Genomic DNA, 17,937 nt, shown 5'->3' on the forward strand with positions numbered 1-17,937 from the left:
GGCCACGGGGGCGCGGCCACCGGTCGCTGTCCCGGTGACCGCACCCCCGTGGCACGGTCGGTGTCGATCAGGCCTTCGGCGCCAGGCTGAAGTCGATGATCTGGTCCGGGTTGATGTTCTGCTTGAGCGCGCCGGCGCCCTGCAGCAGCGCGATGCTCTTGGCCACCCGCTCGTTGTCCAGGGTGCCGATGGCGGTGCCGGAGTTGCTGGACCGGACGTACCCCGCCATCAGCTGGAGCTCGGCGGCGGCCGCGGCCGGGTTGGTCGCGGCGACGTTCTTCTTCAGCAGCTCGGCGGCCTCCTGCGGGTTGCCCAGGGCGTACTCCAGGCCCTTGAGCAGCGCCGCGGTGAAGCGCTTGACCATCTCCGGCTTCTCCTTGGCCAGCTTGGCCGAGGTGATCAGGGCGTTGCCGTAGAGGTCCTGCATGACCTCGCTGTACGGCAGGACGACCGGCTTCTTCTTGGTCACCGCCTCGACGGTGGGCTGGCCGACCACGAACTGGCCGATGCCGTCAACCGTGCCGGAGGCCAGGGTGCCCATCAGGGTCTGCGCCTCACCGTTGACCCAGGTCACCTTGCTGGCGTCGACGCCGGCGAGGCGGGCGTACGTCGGGAAGAGCTGGCGGACCACGGAGGTGGGGGTGTCGGCGAGCTTCTTGCCCTCCAGGTCCTTCGGCGTGGCGATGTTCTTGCCCTCGACGGTGACCACGGCGGCCATGGTGCGCTGCTGGATCGCCGCCACCACCACGAAGTCCTTGGCGACGCCGTTGCCGAGCTGGAGCAGGCCACCGGTCAGGTCGATCGGACCGAAGTCGGCCTGACCGCCGACGACGGTCTGGATGACCGAGCCGGTGCCCTGGCCCGGCTTGATCTCCACGTCGAAGCCGGCCTCCTTGAAGAAGCCCTTCTCCTTCGCCACCCAGGCGTACGAGTCACGGCCGAAGTTGCCGAAGGAGGTCAGGTAGGTCACCTTCTCCAACGCCTTGCCGTCACCGCCCTTGGCGTCGGAGTCGTCCGAGCCGCTGCTGCACGCGGAGACCAGGGCGAGGGCGGTGGCCAGGGCGGCCGTGGCGACCGTACGGGTCAGCCTTCTCATCAGTGCACCATGTCCTTTCCGACCGGGTCATGCCACCCGGAGGGGTTGTCGGTCCGGCGGTGCCGGCGTGAAGGGGGGAGCCGACGCCACCGTCGTGAAGGGACTCTTCGCGGGCACAGCGTACGAGAGACCCACCGTCACGACACCACTCGCATCGGGTTGCGGAACGGAAACAACTGAGCGTCCACCCCGGACTGTTGGCACGTGCCACACGCCGGATAGCCTTTGTCGGATTCCTGACCGCCCACTCAGGGGAGGCCCGCCGGACATGATCCGACTCGCCGACGTGTCGCGTACCTTCGACGGCCGCTCCGGCCGCGTCGAGGCGCTGCGCGGCATCGACCTGGCGGTCGCCGAGGGCGAGTTCGTCGCGGTGCTGGGCCGCTCCGGCTGCGGAAAGTCCACCCTGCTGCGCATGGTCGCCGGGCTGCTGCCGGTGACCAGCGGCGAGATCACCGTGGGCGGCACGGCCGTCACCCGGCCCCGCCAGGACATCGCGATGCTCTTCCAGCGCCCCGCCCTGCTCCCCTGGCGCACCGTGCTGGACAACGTCCTGCTGCCGGTGGAGATCTTCGGCTGGAGCCGGGCCAAGCACCGCGACCGGGCCCGCCAACTGCTGGAGATGGCCGGCCTCGGCGGCTTCGAGAAGCGGCTGCCGCACGAGCTCTCCGGCGGCATGCAGCAGCGGGTGTCGCTCTGCCGGTCACTGATCGGCGAGCCCCGGGTGATGCTGATGGACGAGCCCTTCTCCGCCCTGGACGCGCTCACCCGCGAGGAACTCTCCGGCGAACTGCAACGCGTGCACATGGAGACCGGAGCCACCGTCGTCTTCGTCACCCACTCCATCGACGAGGCGGTGCTGCTGGCCGACCGGGTGGTCGTGCTCAGCCCACGCCCGGGGCGGATCCGCAAGATCGTCGAGGTGACCATCCCCCGACCCCGCACCCTCGGCCGCAACGCCCACCTGGCCGACGTCGCCCGGGTCAGCGCCGAACTGCACGAACTGCTGATGGAGCGCGAGACGCCGGCCGTGGCGGAGGGACGATGAGCATGCGGGTGGCCGTCTTCGTCGAGCCGCACCGCGGTGCCAGCTACGACGACCAGCTCCGGTTCGCCCGGCTGGTGGAGGCGGGCGGCTTCGACGGGTTCCTGCGGGCCGACCACTACCAGGCGATGGGCGACGAGGCGGGGCTGCCCGGCCCGACCGACGCCTGGCTGACCCTCGCCGCGCTGGCCCGGGAGACCACCCGGATCCGGCTCGGCACGCTGGTCACCTCGGCCACCTTCCGGCTGCCCGGGCCGCTGGCCGTGATGGTGGCCCAGGTGGACCAGATGAGCGGCGGCCGGGTCGAGCTGGGCATCGGCGCCGGCTGGTACGAGCGTGAGCACACCTCGTACGGCATCCCGTTCCCCAACGTGGGTGAGCGCTTCGACCGGCTGGCCGAACAGCTGGAGATCATCACCGGGCTGTGGCGGACGCCGGTCGGCGACACCTACACCCACCTCGGCGACCACTACCGGCTGGTGGACGCGCCCGCGCTGCCCAAGCCCGTGCAACGGCCCGGCCCGCCGGTGATCGTCGGCGGGCGCGGCCCGAAGCGCACCCCCGAGCTGGCCGCCCGGTACGCCGACGAGTTCAACATGCCCTTCAAGTCGGTCGAGGAGACCGCCGCGGCGTACGAGCGGGTCCGCGAGGCGTGCGACCGGACCGGGCGCGCCGAGGCGGGGCGGGCCCCGCTGGTGCTTTCCGCCGGGGTGGTGGTGGCGATCGGGCGTACCGACGCCGAAGCCCGCCGCCGGGCGGCGCCGCTGCACGTCAAGAGCGCCCTGCCGCCGGAGGACCCGGTGGTCGGCTCCCCCGCGCAACTCATCGACCGGCTCGGCGAGTTCGCCGCGATCGGCGCCACCCGGGTGCACCTGCGCCTGATCGAACTCGACGACCTCGACCACCTGGAGCTCATCGCCGGCGAGGTGCTCCCCCAACTGAACGGAACGCGATGACCGACGTGGTCGACGGTACGGAACTCGGGCCGGTGGGCCAGGAGATCGTCTTCGAGAACGAGCGGGTACGGGTGTGGCACATCCGCCTGGAGCCGGGTGAGCGGCAGCCGCTGCACCGGCACGACCACCCGTACCTGGTGGTGGCCGTCCAGGGGGCGAAGAACGTGGTGCAGACGATCGACGGCACCCGGATCGACGCCGACGAACCCACCGGCGGAGTGGTCTACCGGGATCCGGGCGCGGTCCACATGCTCACCAACGTCGGCGACACCACGTATCTGGCCCGTCTCGTCGAGTTGAAGTAACCCCAGGCAGTCGCCCCGCCGCGCCACAGTGGCGATCGGGCGCACCGGGCCGTAACGTGCGCGACATGGCCTTTCGGACGTGGGGCAAGCTGCTGTTCACCGCATTCGGGGTGAGCGTGCTGGCCGGAGCCGGTCAGCTCGGCATCGCGTACGGGTTCGGGATCGTACGACTCAACGGCGCGTTCACTGATGTGAACCGGTGGCCGGCCCAGCTCGCCTGGGTCGGCTGGTTCGCCGTGACCGCCGCCGTGGTCGGCGCCGTGGTCACCATCCGGCTCGCCCGCCGCGTCGGGCTGCCGGACGGCGCCGGCGCGCAGCTCGCCATCTCCGGCGCGGCCGCACTCGGCGCGACCGTCGTCGCTCCGCTCTGCATGCAACCCGCCCGGGCCGCGGAGCTGAGCACCGTCGACCCGGTCTGGGCGGTCGGGATCTGCGCGGTCGTCGGGGCGGTGGTCGGCGCGGGCGCCGCCTCGGCCGTGCTGCTCCGGCCGCCATTGGGCTGGAATGTCGCCCTGCTGACCGGCGCGGTCTGGCTGATCGCGCTGGTCTCCGTCGGGCCGGCGCTGATGTCCACCGGGGCGCTGCGCTCCGTACGCCTCGGGGTGCTGGAGCCGTCCTGGCTGGACGCGGACGCGGCGCAGCGGCTGGCCATGCTGATCCTCCCCGCGGTGGCGCTGCTGGCCGGCGCGGCGACCGGTGCGCTGGCCCGCTGGCGCGGGCACGTCCCGCTGGTCAGCGGGGCGGCCGGGGCGGCCGGGCCGGTGCTGCTCGCCTTCGCCTACCTGACCGCCGGCCCGGGCGACTCCGCCGACCGCTACCAGCTCGCCCCGTACTACGGCGCGGTGATCGCCGTCGCGGCCGGTGCCCTGGGCTCGGCCACCGCCGCGCTGCTGCGCTGGCCGCTCTTCCCGGCGACCGGAGCCGGGAACGCCGCCGGAGGCGACGACGCCATCGAGCCGACCGACATCCTGCGCCCGCTGCCCGACAGTCCGGCCCTGAGCAGCGCCTCCGGCGACGGTACGGCCACCGTGGACCTGGCCGGCGCCGCCGGCGCGAGCGCCCTGGCGGGGTCCGGCACGCCGACCGGCGCGGACCGGGCCGCTGACCGGGCCGCGACCCGGGCGACCGGGCCGACCCCGGCGCACTGGGACTGGCCGGTCACCCCCGGCAGCCCCACCCCGTCCGGTACGCGCCCGGACAGCGGTTTCGCCCTCGACGCCCCCGCCGTCGACCCGGTGTCGGCGACCTGGCCGGCGCCATCCGGCCGGACCCCGGACGAGCCGTCGTACGGCGACCTGCCGACGGGCCGGAGCCACGCGCCGGAGGCCGACGCCGCCGGCCCGGCGGGCGCCCCGCAGCCGCGGGCCCGTCGCGCTACGCCGGAGTCCCGGTGGACGGCGGACCCGGCCGCGCCGACCGGCGAGCCCGGCCCGGCGTTTCTCGCCGGCCACCGGGTGGAGTCGACGGAGTGGGACGTTCCGGCGGACCGGGAAGCGCCGGCAGGGTCGGCCACCGGGGTCGACGCCAGGGACGGAGTCGACCGGGACGGCACGGCCGGCCGGATCACACCGGCGGTACCCGCCGGGGAGCCGGTGGTCGACAGCTTCCCCGCCGCGCCGCCGGCCGTCCCGTCGGACGGGCCGCGAGCGGCCAAGCCGGTCCAGGTTCCACCCACCGCCGACCCGGTCCAGGTTCCGCCCACTGCCGACCCGGTCCAGGTTCCGCTCGCTTCCGACCCGGTCCAGGTTCCATCGGCCGCCGGCCGGGCCCAGGTTCCACCGGCTGCTGTCCCGTCCGACGGGCCGCGCGCGGCCGATCCGGTCCAGGTTGCACCGGTCGCCGACCAGCTCGACACGCCGGCAGCGGTTGGCCAGGTCACGCCGCAGGTCGCCGTCGGGTCGGTGGCGGCACCACGGGCCGCGGACCGGGCCGAGCAGCCGAGCCGCACCGAGGAGACGGCAGCCACCACCGACCACACCGCGACGGCGGAGCAGTCGCACGGCACCGAGGAAGCGGCACTCACCGCCGATCCCACCGGGACGGCCGAGCCAGCCGAGGCAACCACCGTCACCCCCCGGCCCCGGCCGAAGCGGACCCGCAAGTCCCGCTCCGCAGGGTCGGACGAGCCGGTGACCGACACCCCCGCCACCACCAGCGACGCCGCGTCGACCACCGATGCCGGTCCCGCCGCTGCCACCACCGGTTCTGCCGCTTCCGCCGCCACCACCGGCACCGCCGCTCCTGCCGCTGCCGCCACCGGCACCGCCGCTGCGGGCACCGGCCAGCGGGGCTCGGCGAAGCGGGCGGCCCGCGCCGCGGACCCGACGGCCGCCCCCGAGCCGGCCGACTCGCCCGCCGCCCGTTCCGGTGCGGACACCGCGCCGGACGCCGCCCCCGAGCGTGCGCACGACCGGCCCAGACTCGACCGGCCCGGGCTCGACCGAGCGCTCGACCGGACCCGCCTCGACCGGCCGGAACTCGACACAGCCCGGCTCGGCGAAGCCGGCCATGACACCACCGAACTCGACGCCGCCAGGCTGGACCCGGCGCCGCTCGACCCGGCCACGCTCGACCCGGCCACGCTCGACTCGGCGCCGCTCGACCCGGCCACGCTCGACCCGGCCAGGCTCGACTCGGCGCCGCTCGACCCGGCCACGCTCGACCCGGCCAGGCTCGACTCGGCGCCGCTCGACCCGGCCACGCTCGACCCCGCGCCGCTCGACTCGGCCACGCTCGACCCGGCGGCGCTCGACCCGGCACGGTTCGGCCCGACAGCGTCCGACTCGGCGCGGTTCGACCCGGCAGCTTCCGACTCGGCGCGCTCCGAGTACCCCTCGACCGGGTCCACCAGGGACGACGTCCGCGACGCGCCGGTTCCCCGGCCCGGCGTACGGGCGTCGAGCGCGGACCGCATCCCGGTGCGCCACACCCCACCCACCGCCGGTGCCACTCCCGCGAGCGCCGAGCCGGCGCCCCGCCCCCGGCACCAACTGCCCGACCTGAACAGCGCGGCGAGCTGGAACGCCTTCCCCGCGCCCCGCCCCGCACCTGCGCCGCCCCGCGCCGGCCTGCCCTTCCCGGACCACGGTCCGGAGGAGGAACCGAAGCCGGTCACCTTCCGCTGGGACGCGGACGACTCCCGGCCCGGCACCCCCCGTACGGCGAGCCGGTCGACCGACCTGCCCGCCGCCGAGGTGCCCGGTGCCGAACCTCGCGGGGCCGAACCGTCGTCGGAGGTCGAGCCGGAACCGGCGGCCGACCGGTCCCGGCCGAAGCGGAGCCTGTTCCGCCGCAACAAGGCGCGCGGCGCCGAACCGCCGGCCGAGAGCCCGGAGGCGGAGCCGCTCGCCGCGCAGGACGAGGAGTACGTCGACTGGGTCGCCGGCCTGAGCCGCCCGCTGGCCGACAACGAGCCGGAGACGGAGAGCGGCCGCCGCTCGCTGCGGTCCGGCGGCCGGCACCACCGGGACTGAGGAAGCACAGCGGTCCGGCGACAGCACCCGCCGTCGCCGGACCGGCGTGGTTCTGGGTCAGGCCATCGGCAGGTACACCCGGCCGCCGGAGGAGAGGAACTCCGCCGACTTGTCCTGCATGCCGCGCGCGGCATAGTCCTTCAGCTCCTGGGTGATCTTCATGGAGCAGAACTTCGGCCCGCACATCGAGCAGAAGTGCGCGGTCTTCGCCGGCTCGGCCGGCAGCGTCGCGTCGTGGTACGAGCGGGCGGTCTCCGGGTCCAGCGAGAGGTTGAACTGATCCTCCCAGCGGAACTCGAACCGGGCCTTGGACAGCGCGTCGTCCCAGGCCTGTGCGCCGGGGTGGCCCTTGGCCAGGTCGGCCGCGTGCGCCGCGATCTTGTACGCGATCACGCCCGCCTTCACGTCGTCCCGGTCCGGCAGCCCGAGGTGCTCCTTCGGGGTGACGTAGCAGAGCATCGCGGTGCCGAACATGCCGATCATCGCCGCGCCGATGGCCGAGGTGATGTGGTCGTACGCGGGGGCGATGTCCGTGGTCAGCGGGCCGAGCGTGTAGAACGGCGCCTCGTGGCACCACTCCTGCTGGAGGTCCACGTTCTCCTTGATCTTGTGCATCGGGACATGGCCCGGACCCTCGATCATCACCTGCACGTCGTACTCCCAGGCGATCTTCGTCAGCTCGCCGAGGGTCCGCAGCTCGGCGAACTGGGCCTCGTCGTTGGCGTCCGCGATCGACCCGGGCCGCAGCCCGTCGCCGAGGGAGAACGTGACGTCGTACCGCGCCAGGATCTCGCACAGCTCCCGGAAGTTGGTGTAGAGGAAGTTCTCCTCGTGGTGCGCCAGGCACCAGGCCGCCATGATCGACCCGCCCCGGGAGACGATCCCGGTCACCCGGTCCACCGCCAGCGGCACGTACGGCAGCAGCACCCCGGCGTGCACGGTCATGTAGTCGACGCCCTGCTCGGCCTGCTCGACGACGGTCTCCCGGAACACCTCCCAGCTCAGCTTCACCGGGTCGCCGCCGACCTTCTCCAGCGCCTGGTAGATCGGCACGGTCCCGATCGGCACCGGCGAGTTGCGCACGATGGCCTCGCGGGTCTCGTGGATCCGCTTGCCGGTGGACAGGTCCATCACGGTGTCGGCGCCCCACCGGGTCGCCCAGGTCAGCTTCTCCACCTCCTCCGCGACCGAGGAGGTGACCGCTGAGGTGCCGATGTTGGCATTCACCTTCACCAGGAACGCCTTGCCGATGATCGCCGGCTCGCACTCGGGGTGGTTGACGTTGAGCGGCAGCACCGCCCGCCCGGCGGCGATCTCGTCCCGGACGAACTCCGGCGCCATCCCCTCCCGGATCGCCACGAACTCCATCTCCGGCGTGACGACCCCGGCGCGGGCGTACGCGAGCTGGGTGGGCCGCCTCCCGTCCGTCCCGGCCAACGGCGTGCCCGCACCGCGCACCGGGGCCACGTCACCGCGCTCGGCGATCCACCCTCCGCGCAGCGGCGGCAGCCCCACCTCAGGATCGGAGCCCGGGCCGGAGGTGTCGTAGCGGCGCAGCGGCGGGTTGTCCCCGGCCAGCTCCACCTCGGCGAACGGCACCCGGACGTCCGGCCGCGACCCCTCGACGTAGACCTTGCGACGTGCCTGCATGACAGCCTCCCTGATGGTCAACAGGACCAGCCGAAGTGGTCCAGCGGGCCGCGTCCCGCGCCCAGTTCCCAGTCCCGCGCGCCGGTCAGCGCCCGGGTGACGTACTCCTTGGCGGCGGCGACCGCGACCGGCACCGGGTCGCCCGCCGCCAGCCGGACGGCGATCGCCGCCGAGAACGAGCAGCCGGTGCCGTGGGTGTGCCGGGTCCGCACCCGGGGCGCGCGCAGCAGGATGGTCGTCCCGCCGCCGCACAGCACGTCGACCGATTCGCCGCCGGCGTCCACGTCACCGCCGGTCACCACCACGTGCGCCGGGCCGCCGGCGGCGATCGCCTCGGCGGCGACCGCCATCTCCTCGACCGTGGTCACCGTGCGTCCGGTGAGGGCGGCGGCCTCCGCGCAGTTCGGCGTCGCCACCTCCGCGTACGGCAGCAGCCGCTCGACCGCCTCCACCACGCCGAGCGGGTGTCCACTGGTGGCGACCAGCACCGGGTCGACGACCAGGTACGGCAGCCGGCCCGCCTTCGCCGCCTCGGCCACGGCGTCGGCGACCGCCGGGGTGCCGAGCATCCCGGTCTTCACCGCCCGGACGCGGAAGTCGCCGAGCACGCTGTCGAGCTGCTCGGTGACCGTGCGCGGGGGCAACGGCAGCACGGCGTCGACGCCCCGGGTGTTCTGCGCGGTGACGGCCGTGATCACGCTGGTCCCGTACGCGCCGAGGGCGGCGAAGACCTTGAGGTCGGCCTGGATGCCGGCGCCGGCGCCGGAGTCCGAGCCGGCGATGGTGAGGACGGTCGTGGGCGTCACTGTGTTTCTCCCGTGGTGGGTGTGGGGGGCTGCGGCCGACCGTGCGGGTTCGTCGGTGTCGGTGTGGAGGGCTGCGGCCGACCGTGCCCACTCCGGGCGGTCAGGCTTGATCCCTGCGTGGGCACGGTCGGCCGCAGCCCCGTGTCGGAGACCTCCGCGCGGGCGTGCCGGCTTCGCGGCACCGGGGCGAGCGACGAGTGGAAGGCCTCGGTCAGGGTGGCGGCTGCCTGGGTGGGGTCTTCGGCTCGCATGACGGCGCCGAGCACGGCCACGCCGACGGCTCCCGCCTGGACGCAGGCGTGCACCTGGTCGGGGGTGTCGATGCCGCCGAGGGCGAGGATCGGCACGGGGCTGGCCTGGATCAGCTCGGCGAGCCCGGCTGCCTGGAGGGGTGGGCCGTAGCCGGGTTTGGTTCTGCTGGGGAAGACGGGTGAGAGGGTGGCGTAGTCCTCTGTGGTGAGTCGGTCCAGTTCGGCGCGGTCGTGGCAGGAGCGGCCGACCAGGCCGAGGGTCGGTGGCGGGTAGGGGCCGGCCGACGGCAGGTGGACGGCGTCGCCGTCCAGGGGGTCGGGGCCGGCGACGATCAGGGTTCCGCCGGCCTCGGCGAGGAGCGGGCGCAGCGCGGCGGCGAGGGCGGCGCGTTCGGCGCGGGGCAGGTCCTTCTCGCGCAGCACCACCCAGCGCACTCCCCCGGCCACCGCCGCCGCGACCACCTCCGGCAGCGGCCGCCGGGCCTGCCACCGGTCGGTGAGCAGCACCAGGCCCGAGGGCACCACCGGACGGGCGGGTCCGGTCGCGGCGAGCCGCCCCGAGCCAGCTCGACGCGGGTCCGTGCGCGTCCCGACGGGGCGTGGACCGCGCACTCCGCCCGCCTCGGGCGGCCCGTCGACGACCTGCCACGTCGCCGTCACAGGTCGGGCCTTCCCTCGTCGGGCGTGGAGGCGAGGGCGTGGAAGCGGCGGGCGATCCGGCCGGCGCCGTACGCGAGCCGGCCCGCCTCCACCGCGTATCGCATGGCGGTGGCCATCGCCACCGGGTCGGCGGCCCGGGTGACCGCGCTGGCCAGCAGCACCGCGTCGCAGCCCAGCTCCATGGCGAGCGCCGCGTCGGAGGCGGTGCCGATGCCGGCGTCGAGGATCACCGGCACGGCCACGCTCTGCCGGATCAGCCGGATGTGGTGCGGGTTGGTCACGCCCAGCCCGGAGCCGATCGGCGCACCGGCCGGCATCACCGCGGCGCAGCCCACGTCGGCCAACCGGCGGGCCAGGATCGGGTCGTCGGAGGTGTACGGCAGGACGGTGAACCCGTCGGCGACCAGTTCCTCGGCGGCGCGCAGCAGCTCCACCCCGTCGGGCAGCAGCGTGCGCTCGTCGCCGATCACCTCCAGCTTCACCCAGTCGGTGTCGAACGCCTCCCGGGCCAGGTGGGCCACCTTCACCGCCTCGCCGGCGGTGTAGCAGCCGGCGGTGTTCGGCAGTAGCCGCACCCCGCACCGGTCCAGCACGTCGAGCAGCCCGCCGGCCGCGGCGGGGGTGGTGTCCACCCGGCGCAGGGCCACCGTGACCAGCTCGGTGCCGGAGGCCCGGACGGCCTGCTCCAGCACGTGCAGGTTGGCCGCGCCGCCGGTGCCGAGGATGAGCCGCGACCCGAGGGTGACGGTGCCGATGGTGAGCGTCACGCCACTCACCCGCCCTGGGCGGCGCTGAGGACCTCGACCCGGTCGCCGTCGCGCAGCACAGTCGCCGGCCAGCCGGTGCGGGGCACCACCTCGCCGTTCACCGCCACCGCGAGGCCGCGCCGCTGCTCGGTGACCGCGCGGACCAGGTCCGCCACGGTCGACCCGCCGGGCAGGTCCCGGCCGGCACCGTTGACGATCAGTTGCACGTCTCCTCCTCGGAGGTGGGTGCGATCCGGTCCCGGCCGGCGGCTCGGGCGGCGGCGCCGGCGGTGAACCGGTCCGGCGCGAAGGGGGCGAGCAGCGGGTCCGCCGCGCCGGTGACCACCAGCTCGGTGATCAGGTCGGCGGTGACCGGGGTGAGCAGGATGCCGTGCCGGTGGTGGCCGGTGGCGACCAGCACACCGGGCCGGCCGGGCAGCGGCCCGAGGATCGGCGCGTTGTCCGGCGTACCGGGGCGTAGCCCGGCGGCGGCCTCCACCAGGTCGTACTCGGCGAGGTCGGGCACCAGGTCGACGGCGGCGCGGAGCAGCCGCAGCACCGCCCCGGCGGTCACCTCGGTGTCGGCGCGCTCCTCGACGGTCGCCCCGAGGACCACCTCACCGTCGGCGCGCGGCACCAGGTACACCGACTCGCCGTCGGCGTACCCCCGGATCACGTGCCGGAAGTCCGGCGTGCCGCGACCGGGCGCGCGCAGCCGGAGCACCTGCCCCTTCACCGGCCGGACCGGCAGGCTGGTGAGCGCGGCGGCGCCGCAGCCGGCGGCGACCACGGTGACCCGGGCGTCCACGTCGGTGAGGCTCGCGACCGCGCCGGGCACCAGCCTGGCCCCGGCCCGCTCGGCCGCCGCCCGCAGCGCGGCCACCAGCCGCCGCGGGTCGACCTGGTGGTCGCCGGGCGCGACCGCGCCGCCGCGCACCCGCGGCGCCAGCGCCGGCTCGCGGTCCCGCAGCTCGGAGGGGCGCAGCGGCGTGATCGGCAGCCCCAACCCCTGCTGGTACGACCAGAGTCGCCGCGCCTCGGCCAGGTCGTCACCGGTGAGCCCGACGACGAGGGTGCCCTCGGTGCGGTGGCCGAAGTCGGTGCCGGCGGCCTCGGCCAGCTCGGCGGCGAAGCCGGGCCAGCGGGCGGCCGACTCGGTGAGCAGCCCGGTCAGCTCGTGCTCCCCGAAGTACGCCTCGGCGACCGGCGAGAGCATCCCGGCGGCCACGTGGGACGCGCCGGAGCCGGGAGCGGGATCGTGCACGACGACGCGCAGCCCGCGCGCGGCGCAGCGCCAGGCGATCGCCAGCCCGACCGGTCCCGCCCCCACCACGGCGACGTCCGGTCGGGTCAGCACGTCAGCGCCCCGAGCAGTTCAGCGGTAGCTCGGGCCGGATCCGTTGATCCGGACAGCGCCCCCACCACCGCCACCCCGTACGCCCCGGCGGCCCGCAGCGCCGGCACCGACGCGGCGGTCACCCCGCCGATGGCGATCACCGGCACGGCGACGGCCTCGGCGACGGCGCGTACCCCGTCCGGGCCGATCGGGGCCGGCAGGCCGGCCTTCGTGGTGGTGGCGTGGCAGGGGCCCACGCCCAGGTAGCTGGCCCCGGCGGCGACCGCCTCGGTGGCGGTGCCCGGTTCCCGGGCGGTGGCGCCCAGCACGGCGGTGCCGCCGAGCACCCGGCGGGCCGCCCCGACCGGCAGGTCGTCCGCGCCCACGTGGCCCCCGGCGGCGCCGACCGCGAGCGCCACGTGCAGCCGGTCGTTGACCAGGCACGGCACCCCGTACGGCGCGCAGAGCGCGAGCACCCGGCGGGCCAGGTCGTACGCCTGCCGGTCGGTGGCGTCGTCGTCCACCCGGACCTGTACGACCAGCTCGGCGCGGGCCACCGGCAGGGCGGCGCGCAGCACGGCGAGCGGATCGCGCCCCGGCCGGGTGTCGGTGATCAGATGCAGTCGTCCCAGGGACGGCACGGCAACGCTCCTCCCTGCGCCGGCATTACCCGGATCAGGTTCTACGGTCGGGGGCTTCAGCCCCCCTCTCAGCCCGGTGCACCGGGCTCCCGTGGGTCACTTGCGGCATACCGTACGACGGATGCGCCGATCCGCCAAGGGCGGGGGTGCGCTTTTCCCACGGACCGTCTCAACTCGACGGAGTGGGCAGCGCGTGACGCAGCGCTCACGCCATGCTGTCCGGTTGGCCCTGAGTGGACGGCCGGCCACGAAAGGGCGGGGCACCTCCGCGGCGTCGCAACGACTCCGAGGTGCCCCGCTCACGGGTGGTGCGACCGCCGGCCCCAGGCCGACCGGCCGACGGTCAGAGGATGGCGTCGAGGGCGTCCAGGTCCTCGTCGCTGGGCTGCCAGGTGCCGGCCTCGGCGTTCGCCCGCACCTGCTCCGGCGTGGTGGCGCCGGCGATCACCGAGGTCACCGCCGGACGGGCGGCCAGCCCGCCGATCGCCACCTGGAGCATCGACAGGCCGCGCTCGCCGGCGTACGCCTCGATGGCCTCGATGGTGTCCCAGTCCGCGGCGGCGAGGCGCTGCGCGTACCGGCCACCGCCGGAGAGCCGGCTGCCGGCGGGCGGCGCCTCGTTGCGCTTGTACTTGCCGGTGAGCAGGCCGTTGGCGAGCGGGAAGAACGGCAGCATGCCCAGGCCGAACCGCTCGCAGGCGGGCACGACCTCGGTCTCGACGGAGCGTTCCAGCAGCGAGTAGTGGTTCTGCGCGCTGATGAACCGGGCCCGCCCGTTGGACGAGGCGACCCAGTCGGCGTCGGCGATCTGCCAGCCGGCGAAGTTGGAGTTGCCGAGGTAACGCACCTTGCCGGCGCGGACGAGGTCGTCCAGGGCGGCGAGCGTCTCGTCGATCGGGGTGCCCGGGTCGGGCTCGTGCATCTGGTACAGGTCGATGTGGTCGGTGCCGAGCCGGCGCAGCGACGCCTCCACCGCCCGGGCGATGTAGCGGCGCGCGCCCCGGGCGCCGTGGTCGGGGCCGTTCATGCCCTGCATGTCCATGCCGAACTTGGTGGCCACCACCACGTCGTCCCGGCGCCCCTTGAGCGCCTGCCCGAGCAGTTCCTCGGAGCCGCCCTGCGGTTCGCCGTAGATGTCGGCGGTGTCGAAGAAGTTGATCCCGGCGTCGAGGGCGGCGTCGACCACCGCCCGGGTGCCGTCGAGGTCGAGCTTGCGGCCGAAGTTGTTGCAGCCGATGCCGACCACGGACACCACGAGCCCGGAGTCGCCCAACCGGCGGTAGGTCATCTCAGTCACGTGATCCACCCTATGCCCGCCCCGAGCCGCGAGCCCCGCGACCGCCCGCCCGGGGCGGGGACCATGGAGCCGTCAGCGCACGTCCCAGACCGGCTCCGGTGTCTCCACCACCTCGCCGTCGCCGCCGAACAGCACGAACCGGTCGAAGGACCGGGTGAACCAGCGGTCGTGGGTGACCGCGACCACCGTCCCGGAGAACGCGGCCAGCCCGGCCTCCAGTGCCTCGGCGGAGGCGAGGTCGAGGTTGTCCGTCGGCTCGTCGAGCAGCAGCAGGGTCGCCCCGGACAGTTCCAGCAGCAGCACCAGGAAACGCGCCTGCTGCCCGCCGGAGAGGGTGCCGAAGCGCTGGTCGCCCTGCGCGGCCAGCTCGTACCGGCTGAGCGCCGCCATCGCGGCGTGCCGGTCCATCCCGGCCCGGTGATCGTCGCCCCGCCAGAGGATCTCGACCAGGGTCTTCGCCACCAGCTCGGGCCGGTCGTGGGTCTGGGAGAAGTGGCCGGGCCGGACCCGCGCGCCGAGCCGGACCATGCCGTCGTGGGCGACCGGGGCCAACGCGGCCGCGCCGTCGACCGGGCCGTTGGCCGGGTCCGGGTCGGTGCCGCCCCGGGCGAGCAGCCGCAGGAAGTGCGACTTCCCGGTGCCGTTGGCACCGAGCACGGCGACCCGGTCGCCGTACCAGAGTTCCAGGTCGAAGGGGTAGGTCAGGCCGTCGAGCTCCAACTGGTCGCAGATGACCGCGCGCTTGCCGGTCCGCCCGCCGGCCAGGCGCATCCGGATGTCCTGGTCCTTCGGGGGTACGGGCGGCGGCCCGGCCTCCTCGAACTTGCGCAGCCGGGTCTGCGCCGCCTGGTAGCGCGACGCCATCCCGTCGTTGTACGCGGCCTTCTGCTTGTACATCAGCATCAGCTCGCGCAGCTTCTGATGTTCCTCGTCCCAGCGTTTGCGCAGCTCGTCGAGGCGGGCGTGCCGGGCCACCCGGGCGTCGTACCAGCTGGCGAAGCCCGCCGGGTGCACCCAGGCGCTGCCGCCCTCGACGGCGACCACCCGGTCGGCGAACTGCGCCAGCAGTTCCCGGTCGTGCGAGACGTAGAGCACGGACTTGCCGGACTCGCGCAGCCGCGCCTCCAGCCAGCGCTTGCCGGGCACGTCGAGGAAGTTGTCCGGCTCGTCGAGGAGCAGTACCTCGTCGGTGCCGCGCAGCAGCAGTTCCAGGGCGAAGCGCTTCTGCTGGCCGCCGGAGAGGGTCCGCACCGGGCGGTCCCGGGCGGCGTCCCAGGGCAGGTCCAACACGATGGTGGCGACCGTGTCGAAGAGCACCTCGGCGTCGTACCCGCCGGTCTCGCCCCAGGCGGCCAGCGCGTCCGCGTACGCCAGCTGGGCCTTGCCGGCGGCGGTGCTGTACTTGCCGCGCACCTCGGCCGACCGCATGGCCGCCTCGGTCTCGGCCAGCCGGTGGCCGGCGTCGCGCAGCGCCGGTGGGGCGAGCGAGAGCGCCAGGTCGGCGAGCGTGGTGTCGTCCCCGATCATGCCGATGAACTGCCGCATGACGCCGAGGCCACCGGCCCGGGCGACGGCGCCGGTCTTCACCGGCAGGTCGCCGGCGACCATCCGCAACAGTGTCGTCTTGCCGGCGCCGTTCGGGCCGACCAGGGCGACCTTGGCACCCTCACCGACCCGGAACGACACGTCGGCGAAGAGCTCCCGGCCGTCGGGGAGGATGTGCCCGACCCCTGCCACGTCCACGTATCCCACGCCGGCATCCTGCCGGAGCGGGCGGCGCGGGCGACACCCGATTACCGGGTGACCCGCAGCACCCGGTAGCCCTTCTGGCTGGCGTGCCGCTCGACCTGCCAGCCGCCGTCGACCAGCCAGCGGTGCAGCGAGTCGCCGCCGAGGTGGCGGGCGACCACCAGCCAGGCGACGCCGTCCGGGGCGAGCCGGGGCAGCCAGCGGCGCAGCAGCTCGTGCAGTTCGGCCTTGCCGATGTGGATCGGCGGGTTGGACCAGATCTGGGCGAAGGTGACGTCGGCCGGGACCTCGTCCGGGGCGACCGCCCGGAGCCGGTCGGCGGCACCGACCCGGCGGGCGTTCTCGCTGGTGAGGGCGCGGGCCCGCTCGTTGACGTCGACCGCCCAGACGGTGGCGGCCGGTGCGCTGGTGGCCAGCACGCAGCTGATCGGCCCGAAGCCCGAGCCGATATCGAGCAGGTCACCCCCGACGGTGACGGTCGGCAGCTCGGCCTTGCGCAGCAGGACGGCGGTGCCGGGGTCGAGCCGGTCGGCGGAGAAGACCCCGCTGGCGGAGGCCAGGGTGTAGTCGCGCCCGGCGACGGAGAACTCGACCTCCCGCGGGCGCGCCGCAGCGGTGGGTTTGGTGGAGAAGTAGTGGTCGCCGGTCACGTCCGGCATTCTCCCACCGGCCCCGAGGGCGGTCGCGGTCGCCTCGGCAGGGAGGACTCCGACGCGCCCGCGCCGGAATTTCCCATTATTACCCCCTAAAGGGGCAATGGCTCCTACTCTGGGCGACATGGTGTATCGGTACGAGTCCGATGAGGACGCCTTCGTGGAGCACCCGCGGTCCGAGTCGGACCTGCCGGGGTTCCCGCCCGGCCCGCCCGCGCCGGCCGGGCCGTCTCCGTCCCGCTTCCCCACCCCGTCGCTGCCGCGGACCACCCGGCCGGCCCGTCAGGCCGCCGAACCGGTTCCGGTCCGCTCGTCCGTCCAGATCCCGCCGCCACCCACCCTCCCCCGCGAGTACGCCCCGACCGAGCCGACCGAGCCGCCGGAGGCGCCGCCCGCGTCCGGCCGGTCCGGCTCCGGGCGCGGCGGTGGTCGGCTGTGGCAGGTGTTCGTCGGCGGTGCGGCGGTGCTGGTCCTGCTCGCGCTCTGCGGCCTCGGCGCGGCAGCCCTGCTCGTCGACCGCACGCCGAGCGACGACCCGACCGCGGGGGCACCGCAGCCCACCACGGCCGCCCCGGTCGACGGGTCGACCGCCGACGACCTCGACTCCCGCGACACCGACCAGCAGCCGCTGACCGCCCGCGAGGTCTTCGGCGGCAAGAAGCTGGTGGTCGCCGACGGACGACCCGCCTACGACGTGCTGAAGACGCAGTCCGGCGGCAGTTGCGCGGTCGCCGCCACCGGCGAGATCGCCGACCTGCTGGTCCGGCTCGGGTGCAGCCAGGTGGTCTGGGGCACGCTGCGCTCCCCCGACGGTCAGCACCTGGCCACCGCCGGCCTGTTCAACCTGACCGACAAGGCCAGCGCGCAACGCGTCCGGGACCGGATCCGGCAGCTGCTCGACGAGCGGCAGGGCCGCTTCCGCGGCCTGGCCGCCGGTGACGGCACCGAGGCGCTCACCACCGCCGCCGCCCGGGTCGGCTGGCAGGTACGCGGCCACTACATCGCCTACTGCCTGGTCGTCCGCGCCGACGGCGGCGCCGTGCCGGCCGGCGACACCGCGGTCCGCGACATCATCTACGACCTGATCGAGCTGCACCTCGACAAGGGCGTGCTCGAACGCCGGGCCGCCGGCGGCAGCGCCGTCCAGCCCACCGCGAAGGCGACCGAGGGCGCCGGCACCCAGGGCGGGAACGCCACTCCCGACGAGCTGCCCGGCAACTGAGCCGCCGGTCGACGGCGAGCGACGCGAGGCCCGGTCCGAGTCCTGCGGACC

The 17,937-nt window shown here is 74.8% G+C and carries 15 protein-coding genes, 1 pseudogene and 1 riboswitch; of the genes and pseudogenes, 5 read left to right on the plus strand and 11 right to left on the minus strand.

The features are described 5' to 3' along the window. Positions 1-67: 67 nt before the first annotated feature. Positions 68-1,096, minus strand: coding sequence for an ABC transporter substrate-binding protein (locus tag ACTWM8_RS26880; RefSeq protein WP_446211405.1), 1,029 nt, complete (start codon positions 1,094-1,096; stop codon positions 68-70). A gap of 268 nt (positions 1,097-1,364) precedes the next feature. Here ACTWM8_RS26880 and ACTWM8_RS26885 point away from each other — a divergent pair, with 268 nt between their 5' ends. The 4 genes from ACTWM8_RS26885 (at position 1,365) to ACTWM8_RS26900 (ending at position 6,875) form a co-directional block, all read left to right on the plus strand. Next, a complete protein-coding gene (locus ACTWM8_RS26885; protein WP_446211406.1) occupies positions 1,365-2,144 on the plus strand; it encodes an ABC transporter ATP-binding protein in 780 nt (259 codons plus the stop codon). Between the two features lie 2 nt (positions 2,145-2,146). Next, positions 2,147-3,097: an LLM class F420-dependent oxidoreductase gene (locus ACTWM8_RS26890; RefSeq protein ID WP_446214693.1), complete on the plus strand. Its 951-nt coding sequence runs from the start codon at positions 2,147-2,149 to the stop codon at positions 3,095-3,097. After that, the gene (locus ACTWM8_RS26895; RefSeq protein WP_154941843.1) at positions 3,094-3,402 is read left to right on the plus strand and encodes a cupin; all 309 of its coding nucleotides are present in this window, start codon (positions 3,094-3,096) and stop codon (positions 3,400-3,402) included. The genes ACTWM8_RS26890 and ACTWM8_RS26895 overlap by 4 nt, the downstream gene beginning before the upstream one ends. 65 nt (positions 3,403-3,467) lie before the next feature. Continuing rightward, positions 3,468-6,875 (plus strand): hypothetical protein, encoded by a 3,408-nt coding sequence (locus tag ACTWM8_RS26900; RefSeq protein WP_446211407.1) that lies wholly within the window; start codon positions 3,468-3,470, stop codon positions 6,873-6,875. A 57-nt stretch (positions 6,876-6,932) separates the two neighbouring features. Here the strand turns inward: ACTWM8_RS26900 and thiC are convergent, their stop codons facing one another. From thiC to ACTWM8_RS26950, 10 genes and pseudogenes are all read right to left on the minus strand, one after another. After that, on the minus strand, positions 6,933-8,525 hold the full coding sequence (gene thiC / locus ACTWM8_RS26905) for a phosphomethylpyrimidine synthase ThiC (RefSeq protein WP_446211408.1): 1,593 nt from the start codon (positions 8,523-8,525) through the stop codon (positions 6,933-6,935). Between the two features lie 17 nt (positions 8,526-8,542). Next, complete coding sequence (gene thiD / locus ACTWM8_RS26910) at positions 8,543-9,331, minus strand: bifunctional hydroxymethylpyrimidine kinase/phosphomethylpyrimidine kinase (RefSeq protein ID WP_446211409.1); 789 nt, start codon at positions 9,329-9,331, stop codon at positions 8,543-8,545. A gap of 200 nt (positions 9,332-9,531) precedes the next feature. Continuing rightward, a pseudogene (locus ACTWM8_RS26915) lies at positions 9,532-10,107 on the minus strand (thiamine phosphate synthase); the annotation flags it as partial. Positions 10,108-10,238: 131 nt separating this feature from the next. Beyond that, the gene (locus tag ACTWM8_RS26920) at positions 10,239-11,018 is read right to left on the minus strand and encodes a thiazole synthase (RefSeq protein WP_238449404.1); all 780 of its coding nucleotides are present in this window, start codon (positions 11,016-11,018) and stop codon (positions 10,239-10,241) included. Continuing rightward, complete coding sequence (thiS, locus tag ACTWM8_RS26925; protein WP_088960276.1) at positions 11,015-11,215, minus strand: sulfur carrier protein ThiS; 201 nt, start codon at positions 11,213-11,215, stop codon at positions 11,015-11,017. The genes ACTWM8_RS26920 and thiS overlap by 4 nt, the downstream gene beginning before the upstream one ends. Then, the gene (thiO, locus tag ACTWM8_RS26930) at positions 11,206-12,345 is read right to left on the minus strand and encodes a glycine oxidase ThiO (RefSeq protein WP_446211410.1); all 1,140 of its coding nucleotides are present in this window, start codon (positions 12,343-12,345) and stop codon (positions 11,206-11,208) included. The genes thiS and thiO overlap by 10 nt, the downstream gene beginning before the upstream one ends. Beyond that, the gene (thiE, locus tag ACTWM8_RS26935) at positions 12,339-12,965 is read right to left on the minus strand and encodes a thiamine phosphate synthase (protein WP_446211411.1); all 627 of its coding nucleotides are present in this window, start codon (positions 12,963-12,965) and stop codon (positions 12,339-12,341) included. Before thiE ends, thiO begins: the two co-directional genes overlap by 7 nt. Continuing rightward, a riboswitch (TPP riboswitch) is annotated at positions 12,960-13,068 on the minus strand. It overlaps the preceding gene by 6 nt. A 240-nt stretch (positions 13,069-13,308) precedes the next feature. Beyond that, complete coding sequence (locus ACTWM8_RS26940; protein WP_446211412.1) at positions 13,309-14,271, minus strand: aldo/keto reductase; 963 nt, start codon at positions 14,269-14,271, stop codon at positions 13,309-13,311. Between the two features lie 63 nt (positions 14,272-14,334). Then, positions 14,335-16,014, minus strand: coding sequence for an ATP-binding cassette domain-containing protein (locus ACTWM8_RS26945; protein WP_446211413.1), 1,680 nt, complete (start codon positions 16,012-16,014; stop codon positions 14,335-14,337). A gap of 41 nt (positions 16,015-16,055) precedes the next feature. Continuing rightward, entirely contained in the window at positions 16,056-16,661 is a 606-nt protein-coding gene (locus ACTWM8_RS26950; protein WP_446214694.1) for a class I SAM-dependent methyltransferase, read from the minus strand. Positions 16,662-16,788: 127 nt separating this feature from the next. On the opposite strand from ACTWM8_RS26950, the gene ACTWM8_RS26955 reads away from it, so the two are divergent. Beyond that, entirely contained in the window at positions 16,789-17,886 is a 1,098-nt protein-coding gene (locus ACTWM8_RS26955; protein ID WP_446211414.1) for a hypothetical protein, read from the plus strand. Positions 17,887-17,937: the final 51 nt, after the last annotated feature.

It is taken from the genome of Micromonospora sp. IBSANI012, assembly GCF_052814045.1.